Raw genomic sequence first — 13,251 nt, forward strand, 5'->3', positions numbered from 1 at the left:
CGATAAAATGTGGATTTTTAGTTGGCACTTCAAGCCCCCCTCCGGTTGCGAGCGCCCTCGCATTGGTATTCCGGGAGTAACAAGTACTGAACCCTAGTCAGCTTTTTGCTTTTAGTGCTTAAAGCACTTGGACATAGCAAAAACTCCCGGAATTCTAAGGATATTCGCAAAAGTGGGCTCAATTGTACGTTAGGGTTTAGGGCTTTTAGTTCCCTGTTGATCGCTGCGTAGACGATCAAACTTACGATATTTATTCATAAGGCAGTTTCAGAAGGTTGGCAAGAAAAATGAAAAATTTTCTATTCTGTTATACCGTAAAACGGCGCTATTTGAAGGGGGAGTGAAGAGCTTGAATATTCATGATAGGGCTTTGATTTGTTGAGCCTGATGAAGTGCTGTCGTTTGAGGAGGGTAGTCTGAAGACTGTAAGGGGACTAGGCAAAAAGCTGGGTTCGTTTTCAGAACAGTGTTTACAGAGCGGTGCGGGGTGGTGATGTGGAAATTTTATTTGGCTGACTTCTGTAATAACGTAAAAGCGTTAAAACGTATATCCGTAAAATGATGCGGAGGATTTGTACTGTGTGTATGCTTTTATTTGGCGTGGAATGTGGTGAGAAAACTAGGGGACGCATTTGTGAGTGGAGAGGGGAAAGCTGGGATGAAAAGGGGTGTTAAATGCATTTTCTGGAGAAGAGTATGTGGAGAATATTTGGAGGAAGGGCTTATTTGTCTTGTCTGATAAAGCGCGTCTTTTGAGGGATGGTGATAATTGATCAGTAGTCCTTCCCTAGATAAGAAGCTGGATTGTTTACGGACCAGTGTTTATCGAGCGGTGTGGGGTGGTGAATCTTTCGTTGGCTGTTTTCTGTGAATGTGTAAAAGCGTAAAAATGTGAATCTGTAAAAGTGAAGAGGAGGATTTATGGATTTATGCATTGTGCGTGTTTTGGGGGCACGTTGGGTTTTTGCATGGATGGGGTGAGATAAATGGGGGGAGAACGAGAGCTTATGAATCGAGGAGGGAAGCTGGAATGAAGAGTGCTGTAAGTCGTGAATGTGTGATGGGAGAGAAAAAGGAGTGCGTGGAATGGGAGAGTGCCTATGGACAAGGGGGAGGGTGTGGATAAGAGGCGGGGTAGTGCAGAGGGATGCGTGAAGGGATGGTGTGAGGGTGATAGAAGAGGGAGGTGAGGATTTTATTAAAGGGTGTTGTGGTTTTGAAAGAGGGTGAGAATGGAGAAAATGCGCTGGAAAGTATGATGATGAGGTGAGCTAAAGGGATGAGAGTAGTGCTCGAAAAAATAACTGGGAAAGGGAGCCGTGGTGGGGAAGTGAAAAAAACTTCCTCACCCCCAGTTGTTTTCAAAGGGGAGTGAGGGGCTTATCAAGAAGAAAAAAGTTAGTTTCTTTTCATAATTTTCCAAGTTTTTCCATCAGACATATACATAATCTTTTGACCCGTGGTTATCTTTTGTGTGCCGTGAGTGGTGTGAAGCGTAGAACTGAAAGCCGCTAGATGATCTATAAAGATTGATTTCCACTTAAATGAAGCAGGAGATGGAAAAAAGATATTGGGTGCCCAAGAACGATCTTTTGAACGAATAACGACAAGCTCTTTTTGTTTCAAAACGTTAGAAATTGTTTCTGCAGACAGATCTTTCCCATTGGAAATGGGGACTTCTGGTTTAGCTGTAGGCGAGGCTAAACCTCCAAAGTTGCTTATACTTGTCATACAAAAAGTGAACGTACATGATGTTTGGATGAGGTCAGAATCTCGACACTTTCCTTGATTAGAAACTTTCAGAGTCCCTTCGTGTAGCTTGTTTTGTTTTAAGCCATTAGGATCAAAAAAAATCGAACTTTGCGGACTTAAATCATAACAGGAGGAAAGATGTCTCTTCCAACGAGAATGGTCTTCAACAAAACTTGAAGATTTACGGAGTTTGCCAAATGTATTTGGTACTTCTATGGTCCCAATATTCACTTTTTTACCCGTTGTAAAATCGACTACTTTCGCTGTAACTAGATTCTCATTTTTTTCAACATATAATCGATATCTGCGTCCCATCTCCCATGGAAAGTTAATTTCACATCGTACTCCTGAACCTTCCTGAGTAAAATGCTTACATTTATCACCCTTCCATCCCGTTGCATTCCAGATAGAAAAATGAATGGTACGGCCGCTCCTGTTGAAAAAACCAATTTGTCCACTTTTTCCGTTTTGGAATTCAAATTTATTTCCCCAGAAATAGATGGAGTTAGGCCCACCATCGTAATTTACTTGCTGGGTGAACACAAATAGATCAAATAATGCATTTTCAGGCCATTCATGCTCTATTGTAATAACTTTGCCGGCAAAAACGGCATAGCTTGGTTTACTTATTAGAAGGAATAAAAGTATTAAAATAACCTTTTTTACAGTATGGTACATACTCAAATCCTCTATCTTAATAAAAATAGTGTAACTTTATAAGTATTAAAGCACATATTCAATGTTTTGTTAAGTAAAATTAGAGAAAATACTTTAATGTTTACTCTAAACTATATGCTGTAAAGACTACTTTGTTTAAAGTGTTTTTGCATGCTCCTTTTCTGCTGTTCAAATTTAAGTTTAATGGTGGAATTTAGGGGTGATGGTTTAAAAGGGGGAGTGATGATGGGGGTATAAGAAAAGTTGCGGTTTTTATTTAAAATGATAGCGTATTTTTTTTCTCCCTCTTGCTATGAGGCTTGTAGAAACCCATATTCTTTTTAGCACTATGGTTCTTCTTCTTGCTGCTTTTTTCGCGGTGTTTTTTAGAGGCTGGATAATCCTTTCTGGATGTTTCTTTTGTGGAATATTGGAGAGGTTAAAGTGTGGTGATGGCTTGAGATTTAAGGAAAAAAAATGAACTTGGAAAAATATAGCGAACGCGTGCAGGGTTTTTTACAATCAGCACAAAATAGCGCTCTTGCTTCTGATCATCAGCAGTTTATGCCGGAGCATTTCCTGAAAGTGTTGTTAGACGATTCTCAAGGATTGGCTGCATCGCTTATCCAAAACGCTGGTGGTGATCTTACTCTTATTCAAAAGGCGCTAAAAGAAGCACTTGATGCTTTGCCTAAAGTGCAAGGGGGAAATGGACAGCTCTATCTTTCGCAGCCATTGGCAAAAGTTTTCGCACTGGCTGAGGATATTGCGAAAAAAGCCGGTGATCAGTTTGTGACCGTGGAGCGCATGTTGCAAGCGCTGATCATGGAAAAGACCGCAAAAACAGCCGATATTTTAACAAGTGGAGGATTGACCCCGCAAGCGCTTAATCGGGCAATTAATGCGCTGCGGAAAGGAAAAACAGCAACAAGCCCCCATGCTGAAGGACAATATGATGCCTTGCAAAAATATGCCCGGGATCTCACAAAAGATGCACGTGAAGGAAAACTCGACCCTGTGATTGGGCGGGAAGAGGAAATCCGCCGCACTATTCAGGTGCTTTCACGGCGGACCAAAAATAATCCCGTGTTGATTGGTGAGCCTGGGGTGGGGAAAACAGCTATTGTGGAAGGGTTGGCATTGCGCATTGTTAATGGCGATGTACCTGAAACTTTGCGGGATAAACAGCTTCATGCGTTGGATATGGGAGCGCTTATCGCTGGTGCAAAATATCGTGGGGAATTCGAAGAGCGCCTTAAAGCGGTGCTGGCAGAGGTGCAAGCTGAAAATGGTCAGATCATTTTGTTTATTGATGAATTGCACAATCTTGTTGGCGCTGGAAAATCTGATGGTCCTATGGATGCTTCTAACTTGTTAAAACCTGCTCTTGCACGCGGAGAACTCCATTGTGTGGGCGCTACTACGCTCGATGAATATCGAAAATATGTCGAAAAAGATGCTGCTCTTGCACGCCGCTTCCAACCTGTCTTTGTACCTGAACCCTCTTTGGAAGATACTATTTCTATCTTGCGCGGTATTAAGGAAAAATATGAACAACATCACAAAGTGCGCTTGGCAGATAGTGCTTTGATTGCGGCGGCGCGTTTGTCTAACCGCTATATTACGGATCGCTTCTTGCCGGATAAAGCTATTGACCTTATCGATGAAGCGGCGGCGCGTTTGCGCATGCAGGTCGATTCAAAGCCGGAAGAACTCGATGCTGTTGATCGGCGTATTTTACAGTTGAAGATCGAACGGGAAGCTTTGAAAACAGATGTCGAGCCAACAGCAAAAGAACGGTTGGAAAATGTGCAGGAGGAACTCAAAACATTGGAACAACAGTCCGCTGAGATGACAAGTGCTTGGCAGGCTGAGAAACAAAAATTAGGGCATGCTGCTGATTTGAAAAAACAACTCGAAGAAGCTCGTAATGCTTTGGCTATTGCACAACGTGATGGACAATTCCAACGCGCTGGAGAGCTCGCTTATAGCGTTATCCCTGAACTCGAAAAACAATTGAGTATTGCGGAAAATGATGACCAACAAAATCATCTCGTTGAAGAGACGGTTACTGCTGAACATGTGGCGCGGATTGTTTCACGCTGGACCGGTATTCCTGTTGATCGAATGCTGGAGGCAGAACGGGAGGCGCTGTTGCGGATGGAAGATGAAATTAGCAAACGTGTGATTGGTCAGGGAGAGGCTGTTCAAGCTGTTTCTCGTGCTGTACGCCGCGCGCGTGCAGGGTTGCAAGATCCCAATCGTCCGCTTGGCTCTTTCATGTTTTTGGGTCCTACTGGTGTGGGAAAAACCGAATTAACCAAAGCTCTTGCCGCTTTTCTCTTTCAAGACCCAAATGCCATGTTGCGTATTGATATGTCGGAATATATGGAAAAGCATGCCGGGGCGCGGCTGATTGGGGCACCTCCTGGATATGTTGGATATGAAGAGGGGGGGGTGCTGACCGAAGCTGTACGTAGAAGACCTTACCAGGTCATTCTGTTTGACGAAATTGAAAAAGCACACCCTGATATTTTTAATCTCTTGTTGCAAGTGTTGGATGAGGGACGCTTGACGGATAGCCAGGGCAGAACTGTCGACTTTCGTAACACTTTGTTGATTATGACCTCAAATCTTGGTGCTGAGTTTTTAACTGCTTTGCCTGAAGGGCAAGCAACAGATCAGGCAAAAAATGATGTTATGAATGTCGTTAAAGCGGCTTTCCGTCCTGAATTTTTAAACCGTATTGATGAGATTATTCTCTTTCAAAGGCTGCAACGTCACGATATGGAAGCTATCGTCGATATTCAGATAGAACATTTGCAAAATTTGCTCAATGAACGCAAAATAACTTTGCAAATCGAGCCAGAGGTGAGAAAATTTCTTGCCGATAAAGGCTATGATCCGCTCTATGGTGCGCGTCCGCTTAAACGGATTATCCAAAAAGAAATTCAAGATCCACTGGCGGAAAATATCTTATTTGGAAAAATTCACGATGAGACAACGGTGAAAATTACAAAACAAGGAGATCGGTTGGAATTTTTGCCTGAAGATTAAGTTTGGAAAAATTCATGGTATAAAGGGCGGTGATAATCCTATTATGTGATAAACACCGCTCTTTGAAGCGTGCTGATTTAGAAAAATTCACGATGAGACAAGCGGTATTTTATTGCAAAGCAAAGGGAGTGGCTGGTGTTTTTGCATGTTAAATCAGCGTTTTCGAATATCGTAGGATTCTTTTACTTCTGTTTGTCGTGAAAACTATTTTCTTGCAATTTTATAAGTGAAGTCACAAGCGGGATTGCTTTATTGCTTTGTGCGTAAAAACGTTAGAGAGAAATGCCGTTTATCCACCGTAAAACATTGCTCTTTGAAGGGGTGTGGGGAGCTGATCTGAATTTGACTTAAGGATGTTTCGTTGTTTGATATATTAACAAATAATGTTGATTAGTGCGCTGTTGCTTAATCAGAGATTAGCCACAAGATTGCTTTTTGTTTTTTCGCTTCGAGCTCTCTAAAGTTTCTCAACAGAGTGTGTTCTTTTTCGCTATAGGTTTCTTGATTGTGGTGTAAGAGAGTTTCTTTTGTGGGAAGATCTTCTTTTGTGGCAATGTCTGCATAAAAAAAGTTCATAGGAACTTTTAGTTTTTGAGCGATTTCCAGTAAACATTTTGCGCTTACACGATTGAAGCCTTTTTCGTATTTTTGGATTTGTTGGAAACTTACGCCTAAATGGCTTCCTAATTCTTTTTGGGAAAGCCCTATTGAAATGCGTCTATGACGGATTCTTTTGCCTATCAAAATGTCGATAAAATGTGGATTTCTAGTTGGCACTTCAAGCCCCCCTCCGGTTGCGAGCGCCCTCGCATTGGTATTCCGGGAGCCTGAAAGCACTGACCTCGAATCAGCATTTTGCTTTTAGTGCTCATCGCACCTGGACATAGCAAAATCTCCCGGAATCCCGGGACACCCACAAAAGTGGGTTCATTCTTATGTATCGAGGTTTCGGGCTTTCAGTTCCCTATTGATCGTCGCGTATACGACCAAACTCACCCTTTAAGTAATAAAGTAGTTTCAGAAAATTGGCAAGAAAAATCAAAATAATCTCAAAGACTATAAAATTGGGTACTTTTTAAAAAAGTGCGAAATATGGATTATAAATCGCGTTTTTTGCTTAATCAGAAATGTCGATAAAATGTGGATTTTTGGTTTGCACTTCAAGCCCCCCGCTAGGGGCGAGCGCCCTCGCATTGGTATTCCGGGAGTTAAAAACACTGACTTGACTCAGCTTTTTGCTTTTAGTGCCAAAGCACCTGGACATAGCAAAAACTCCCGGAATTCCGGGATACCCGCAAAGCGGGATAAATTTATGTGTCAAGTCTTCGGGTTTTTAATCCCTATTGATCGTTGCGTAGACGATCAAAATTACACTTTAAGTGATAAAGTAATTTCAGAAGATTGGCAAGAAAAATCAAGAATTTTCTATTCTATTATGCCGTAAAACACCGCTCTTTGAAGGGGTGTGGGGAGCTGATCTGAATTTGACTTAAGGATGTTTTATTGTTTGATATATTAGCAAATAACGTTGATCGTTGCTCTTTTTCCTAATCAGAAATCAACCACAAGATTGCTTTTTGTTTTTTCGGCTGGAGGTCTCTAAAGTTTTTCAAAAGAGTGTGTTCTTTTTCGCTATAGGTTTCTTGATCACGGAGTGGGGTATTTTCTTTTGTTGAGATATCTTCTTTTGTGGCAATGTCTGCATAAAAAAAGTTTACGGGAACTTCTAGTTTTTGAGCGATTTTGAGTAAACATCCTACGCTTACACGATTTAAGCCTTTTTCATACTTTTGGATTTGTTGGAAACTGACACCTAAATGGCTTCCTAATTCTTTTTGGGAAAGCCCTATTGAAATGCGTCTGTGGCGGATTCTTTTGCCTATCAAAATGTCGATAAAATGTGGATTTTTAGTTGGCACTTCAAGCCCCCCTCCGGTTGCGAGCGCCCTCGCATTGGTATTCCGGGAGGTTGAAAATACTGAACCTAAATCAGCTTTTTGCTTTTAGTGCTGAGAAGCACTTGGACATAGCAAAAACTCCCGGAATCCCGGGATACCCGCAAAGCGGGATAAATTTATGTTTAGGTTTCGGGTCTTCAACTCCCTATTGATCGTTGCGTGGACGATCAAAATCACACTTTAAGTGATAAAGTAATTTCAGAAGATTAGCAAGAAAAATCAAAAATTTTCTATTCTATTTATGCCATAAAACACTGCTCTTTGAAGGGGTGTGAAGAGCTAGAATATTTGAGGGCAGGCCTTGATTTGTTGAGCCTGATGAAGTGTTGTCGTTTGAGGGGGGTGTCTGAAGACTGTAAGGGTACTAGGCAAAAAGCTGGGTTCGTTTATAGACTATTGTTTATAGAGTGGTGCGGGGTGGTGAACCTTTCGTTGGCTTTGTTCTTTAAAGATGTAAAAGCGTAAAAACGTATATCCGTAAAAGTGAAGTGGGGGATTTATGGATTTATATATTGTGCGTGTTTTTGGTCACTTTGGGCTTTTGGGGGCGTGGAATGTGGTGCGAGAATTGGGGGGAAGTGTCTTCGTGAATGGAAGTTTAGAGGAAGAGTGCTGTTAAGTTGTTAAGTGTGTGACGGGAGAGAAAAAGGAGGAATGGAGGATGAAGAGAGTGCGCATGGATAAGAGGAGAGTGTGGGTAAGGCGGGTGTTGCAAAGAGATGTGTGATGGATGGCGGCTATCAGAAGATAGAGCTTGATTTGTTGAGCCTGATGACGTGCTGTCGTTTGAGGCGTGGGTGGGTGTAAGCTTTATTTTGTGGGGAAAGTTGCTTTTTGACGTGGGATTGTAGACTAGTGCTGGTTGGGAATTTTCATTTTTTGAGACGTGGGGTGGAGGTCAATGTAATAATATGGAAGATTGTGATCTCATAATTTTTACATTCTTTCTTTTTTTAAAGCAAATAAGAAAGAAAAATTAATATATTACTTGATATTAGAGTAAATGCTTATATCAAGAGGAGTATTTCTTTAAAAATTTTCACTTAATTTATTAAGCGATTTATTAGAATAAAAGACTCTTCTGAAGTTCATATCACCAATTGTATCGAAGGAAGTGTAACTTTAACTGTAGAAAAGTTTAATATCGGATGGTTGATATGAACTTGTTTTTAAAAAAGAGTCCATTAGCTCTTTTTTGCTCTCTCTTTATTTCCAAAGTTGGTGATTATGCTTATGAAGTTGTTTTTATTTTACTGGTCTTAGAATTAACAGATAACACCTTTTTTACAGGTCTTGTGTATTTTTTTCGATTTATCCCTTTTCTCTTTTTTGGCCCTATAGGAGGTTGGTTAGCGGATAATTTTTCTTTGAAGAAAAATATGATCTTAAGTGAAGTTGTGAGATTATTAGCTTCATTGTTTGTTTTTATAACTTATATAACAGGTACGGCACATATCATTGTTCTTATTTTTGCAGCAATATGTACAACGATAGGAAGAAGTATTTTCCAACCAAGTTTTCAAGCTGCTATTCCCAGAATGTTTTCAATAAAAGATCTTACAAAGGCCAATAGCATTGCTCAAATTATCATGGAAACGGCAGCCGTCATTGGCCCTTTGGTTTGTTCTATACTGCTTTTTTTAGCAAATAAATCGGCAGTACTCATTTTTGATTTTTTTACCTATTTTATATCTATTATCGTGTTATTTAATCTCATGAATTTAAATTCAAGCGAGAATAAATCATTCAATTTTATAAAAATTTATCGAGAAACAGCTTCATATCTTAAATATATTTCTACAGAAAATAATAATTTATTTATTACGCTCGTTGGCTCATCGTTTGCTATTCTCTTTACGGGTGCTATTTTAAGATTTTTAATTCCAGCTTTTGTTCTTTTTGTGGGGGGAGAGGAGAGCCTTGTGAGTTATATTTTTTCTCTCATGGCTGTTGGAACTATTGTTGGTGGTTTGTTATATAGTAAAATTATATTAAATATTACATCGTTGAAGCTCATGATATTTTGGCTTCTTTATGGGGTTATTCTGTTTGTTATGCCCTTAGCTGCTGGACTTTATTTAAAATTCCTTCTCGTGTTAGCATTTGTTCTAGGATTTATTGGTGCCTTTGTGGATATTGGTTTAGTCTCAGCTATTCAATTATATTCTCGTCGTGAAGATTTTGGTAAGAGTTTTGGAACCTTTTCAACTTTAGCGAACTCTGCGGAAGCAATGTCTGGCTTTATTGCTGGACTTTTGGCACTCGTGGGATTGTTAAGCTCTTTTTTAGCTATGTCCGCATTAATTATTTCCACCGGAATTATTGGCGTTGTAAAAATTAAGAAAAATAAAGATGTAACACCTCTTAACACGACAGTCGATGATGACCATTGATATATTTGATATCTCCATGCCGTTTCTTTTTTCTAAAGACGGTTCGCTCATTATCTTATTCATGAGGTAAAAACACCGCTCTTTGAAGGGGGTGATCTGAAACGAATGAGTGGTCAGTGGTGGAAATTTGCTAGGCAAGCATTTGAATTCTTTACAGACCGTTGTTTATAGAGTGGTACGGGGTGGATGAAGCTTTCCTTGGCTTCGTTCTGTAATGATGTAAAAGCGTAGAAATGTGAATCTGTAAAAGTGAAGTGGGGGATTTGTGGTTTATATATTGTGCGTGTTTTTGGTCATGATATGGAGGGGTGAGAAGAATTGGGGGGAAGTGTCTTCGTGAATGGAGGGGAAATGAAGGGTGCTGTGCGTTGGTTTATGTAATGCAACACACCATGAAAGTAAGTATACATATACTATATGTATACTATATGCTTTACATGTGTTTTTTCGTACTTTTAACATATATATTTTGTGTCTTAAACATAAGCTTTGAGTACTATGAGAGATGGTGGTCGTTTTTTTAACAAGCGAGAAAGTGATTAACTAATGCTTGATAGTAAAGCAGTATGTTGTTAAGGCTATTCTTTGAAAGGAGGCTCTTATTTCTGGTGTAGGAGCTTCTCAGAAGAGAATGCAATTAATAGGGGAGTTAAGATGTCAAAATATTTATTTCCGTTACCGCTTGTATTGGTGGCTGGTTGTGCATCTATCAGTAATTATTCATCAAGTTATGTCAGTCCAAATATTACGAAAGATGATGTAAAATTAATTGCTAACGATTTTGTTCGTAATCTTAAAAAACCTTTACCGCCCGCTACAACAACACTTATTGTGAAAAAAAATAAAACAGAAGACAACTTTACTCCTGTATTTATTGATCTCTTGCGACGGAATGGATATAACGTGATCTATACAGATCAACCAAACAAACAGCAAAATGGTGTAATCTTGACTTATCAAATAACGCCAATAAAGACAGGTATCATGTCTATGGTTTCTTATGATGAGGTTGGAGTAACGCGTTATTATATCCGCACTTATAATCGATGAAACCCCTTTGCCGGTTTGTCTCAAAAAAGTAGATAATGAAGAAATGTGTTTCAGGGGAAGTGTTGGGATTAAATTAATCAATAAAAATTTGCAGATATGAAAATTGCATATTCAGATGACAGTTATTCGTCGTCTCGTTTACAATTTCAGTGTTGTAACGAAGAAAGATGTCGTTTTATCTGTTTGCAATCCTTCATGTTCTATCTCAGTTATATAGCGCTTTTATCGTTTCTGTCTTATAGAAAATTACTTTCTGTTCTACGGCTCTATATGCCAATCTAATAGTTAGATCTAAACAATCAAATTCATATGAACTCTTTACAGAAATCTGTTGTTTGAGATTGTTGGAAAGGTATTTTGTTTTTATCAAATTGTCGCGTGGTGGTTTGGGAGTTTCCTTTGGCTGCGTTCTGTAAAGATGTAAAAGCGTAAAAATGTGAATCTGTAAAATGAAGCGGAGGATTTGTGCTTTGTGAGAGCTTTTATTATGGCATGGAATGTGGTCAGAGAACTAGGGGACGCGTTTGTGAATGGAGCGGGGAAAGTTGGGATGAAGAGGGGTGTTAAGTGCGTTTTCTGGAGAAGAGTGTGTGGGGAATGGCTGTGAACAGATTGCAGAGTTGATGTGTAAAGAGATGTGAAGAGAAAAATCTCGTGGTGGGCGTTTATATTCTATGGGGAGCTTAACAATTATAGTTGCATCTATATTTGTATGGGGGATATCCGTGAAATGGGTGTGAGAAGCATTGAGAGGTGTTTTTTTAATAAGTGGGTGAATGAGCAATACAATGAAAGCCTATTTAGAGGGGAAATCCTATTTAGAGGAAATCCTATTTAGAGGGAATTCTATTTAGGCGGAAGCCCATTTAGAGGGATGCCTATTTAGGAAAAATCCTATTTTAGCTCTTGTTGTTTTAGACATTGTGTTTTGTATGAGGGGCATTTTGCAGAAAAGGTGTTTTGAGGGATGTGGCTCCCTTAAAGAAAAACACAAAAGTATCAAAAGAAAAATATAAAAACTTGACAAGGTAAATGTAAAAAGGTATCATAATGATACAATCGGAATTGTGCGTTTAAATCAGAAGAGATCTCTTGATAAAATTCTGTGAGAGGGGTGGGGATGTTTTTCCAAGGTTTTGGTGTTTTTATCCTATTTTGAAGTTTGTTATCCTATGATGTCGTAAACCGGTGTCGTAAACCGTTTTTTGAGATGTGGTGATATCAGGCGGGCAAGGCTTTAGGCAGAGGGGAATATTGGCAAAGGATGTCGATTGATGGGCTTTTGTCTAATCAGAAATTAACCACAAGATTGCTTTTTGTTTTTTCGCTTCGAGTTCTCTAAAGTTTTTTAAAAGGGCGTGTTCTTTTTCGCTATAGGTGTCTTGATCGTGGTGTGAGGCATGTTCTTTTGTGGGAATATCTGCTGTTAAAAGGTCCGCATAAAAAAAGTTCATAGGAACCTCTAGTTTTTTAGCAATTTCTAGTAAACACCCCGCGCTTACACGATTAGATCCTTTTTCGTATTTCTGGATTTGTTGAAAACTGACACCTAAATGGCTTCCTAATTCCTTTTGAGAAAGCCCCATTGAAATTCTTCTATGACGGATCTTTTTACCTATTGAAATGTCGTTGAAATGTGAATTTTTAGTTTGCACTTCAAGCTCCCCTCCGGTTGCGAGCGCCCTCGCATGAGTATTCCGGGAGTTTGAAAGCACTGAGCTCAGCCAGCCTTTTGCTTTTAGTGCTGACAAGCACTTGGACATAGCAAAAGCTCCCGGAATTCCGGGATACCCGCAAAGCGGGATAAATTTATGTACTGAGCGTTCGGGCTTTCAAATCCCTATTTGACCGTTGCGTGGACGATCAAAAACACAGATCAATTCATAAGGCAATTTCAGAAGATTGGCAAGAAAAATCAAAATAATTTCAAAGACTATAAGATTGGGTACTTTTTAAAAAAAGTGCGAAATCTGAATTTTTAGTTTGCACTTCAAGCTCCCCTCCAGTTGCGAGCGCCCTCGCATGAGTATTCCGGGAGGTTGAAAGCACTGAACTCAAATCAGCTTTTTGCTTTTAGTGCTGACAAGCACTTGGACATAGCAAAAACTCCCGGAACTCCGGGATACCCACAAAGTGGGGTAAATTAACGTTTGAGTTTTCGGGCTTCAACTCCCTATTTGACCGTTGCGTGGACGATCAAAAACACAGAACTATCAATAAAGTAGTTTCAGGAGATTGGCAAGAACAATTAAAAGATTTGGAAAATGAGAGCATTTTTTTGTATCTTAAAAATTATCTCATTATATTCTTATGCCTTATGCCTTATGCCTTATGCCTTATGCCTTATGCCTTATGCCTTATGCCTTATGCCTTATGCCTTATGC

Annotated in this window: 9 protein-coding genes; 4 read left to right on the plus strand and 5 right to left on the minus strand. The window is 39.6% G+C overall.

The features are described 5' to 3' along the window. Positions 1 to 1,398 precede the first annotated feature (1,398 nt). Positions 1,399 to 2,430 (minus strand): DUF3472 domain-containing protein, encoded by a 1,032-nt coding sequence (locus tag ACFINI_RS08840; RefSeq protein WP_375647805.1) that lies wholly within the window; start codon positions 2,428 to 2,430, stop codon positions 1,399 to 1,401. Positions 2,431 to 2,886: 456 nt separating this feature from the next. On the opposite strand from ACFINI_RS08840, the gene clpB reads away from it, so the two are divergent. Then, on the plus strand, positions 2,887 to 5,466 hold the full coding sequence (gene clpB, locus ACFINI_RS08845) for an ATP-dependent chaperone ClpB (protein ID WP_375647809.1): 2,580 nt from the start codon (positions 2,887 to 2,889) through the stop codon (positions 5,464 to 5,466). 405 nt (positions 5,467 to 5,871) lie between these two features. On the opposite strand, the gene ACFINI_RS08850 is transcribed toward clpB, so the two are convergent. The 3 genes from ACFINI_RS08850 to ACFINI_RS08860 all read right to left on the minus strand — a co-directional run bounded on the left by ACFINI_RS08850 (position 5,872) and on the right by ACFINI_RS08860 (position 7,385). After that, a complete protein-coding gene (locus ACFINI_RS08850; protein ID WP_375647812.1) occupies positions 5,872 to 6,243 on the minus strand; it encodes a helix-turn-helix domain-containing protein in 372 nt (123 codons plus the stop codon). 340 nt (positions 6,244 to 6,583) lie between these two features. Further along, positions 6,584 to 6,730 (minus strand): hypothetical protein, encoded by a 147-nt coding sequence (locus tag ACFINI_RS08855; RefSeq protein ID WP_375647815.1) that lies wholly within the window; start codon positions 6,728 to 6,730, stop codon positions 6,584 to 6,586. 283 nt (positions 6,731 to 7,013) lie between these two features. Continuing rightward, complete coding sequence (locus ACFINI_RS08860; RefSeq protein ID WP_375647819.1) at positions 7,014 to 7,385, minus strand: helix-turn-helix domain-containing protein; 372 nt, start codon at positions 7,383 to 7,385, stop codon at positions 7,014 to 7,016. A gap of 1,196 nt (positions 7,386 to 8,581) precedes the next feature. Between ACFINI_RS08860 and ACFINI_RS08865 the strand changes: the two genes are divergently transcribed. Both ACFINI_RS08865 and ACFINI_RS08870 read left to right on the plus strand, forming a co-directional pair. After that, a complete protein-coding gene (locus ACFINI_RS08865; protein ID WP_375647832.1) occupies positions 8,582 to 9,817 on the plus strand; it encodes an MFS transporter in 1,236 nt (411 codons plus the stop codon). Between the two features lie 654 nt (positions 9,818 to 10,471). After that, complete coding sequence (locus ACFINI_RS08870) at positions 10,472 to 10,867, plus strand: hypothetical protein (protein ID WP_375610669.1); 396 nt, start codon at positions 10,472 to 10,474, stop codon at positions 10,865 to 10,867. A 1,286-nt stretch (positions 10,868 to 12,153) separates the two neighbouring features. On the opposite strand, the gene ACFINI_RS08875 is transcribed toward ACFINI_RS08870, so the two are convergent. After that, positions 12,154 to 12,522 carry a helix-turn-helix domain-containing protein gene (locus ACFINI_RS08875; protein ID WP_375647824.1) on the minus strand — a complete coding sequence of 123 codons (369 nt, stop codon included), beginning with the start codon at positions 12,520 to 12,522 and terminating at the stop codon, positions 12,154 to 12,156. Between the two features lie 533 nt (positions 12,523 to 13,055). On the opposite strand from ACFINI_RS08875, the gene ACFINI_RS08880 reads away from it, so the two are divergent. Continuing rightward, positions 13,056 to 13,251 (plus strand): hypothetical protein (locus ACFINI_RS08880; RefSeq protein WP_375647828.1); only part of this gene is annotated, 196 nt, incomplete at its 3' end.

Origin of the sequence: Bartonella sp. AA56HLJMS, assembly GCF_042197145.1 — a bacterium.
Lineage (GTDB): Bacteria > Pseudomonadota > Alphaproteobacteria > Rhizobiales > Rhizobiaceae > Bartonella.

Bases quoted from the DNA above. Each gene is read 5' to 3' on its own strand.
- ACFINI_RS08840 (WP_375647805.1), bottom strand. From the start codon at position 2,430: ATGTACCATACTGTAAAAAAGGTTATTTTAATACTTTTATTCCTTCTA.
- ACFINI_RS08870 (WP_375610669.1), top strand. From the start codon at position 10,472: ATGTCAAAATATTTATTTCCGTTACCGCTTGTATTGGTGGCTGGTTGT.
- ACFINI_RS08855 (WP_375647815.1), bottom strand. From the start codon at position 6,730: ATGTCCAGGTGCTTTGGCACTAAAAGCAAAAAGCTGAGTCAAGTCAGT.
- clpB (WP_375647809.1), top strand. From the start codon at position 2,887: ATGAACTTGGAAAAATATAGCGAACGCGTGCAGGGTTTTTTACAATCA.
- ACFINI_RS08865 (WP_375647832.1), top strand. From the start codon at position 8,582: ATGAACTTGTTTTTAAAAAAGAGTCCATTAGCTCTTTTTTGCTCTCTC.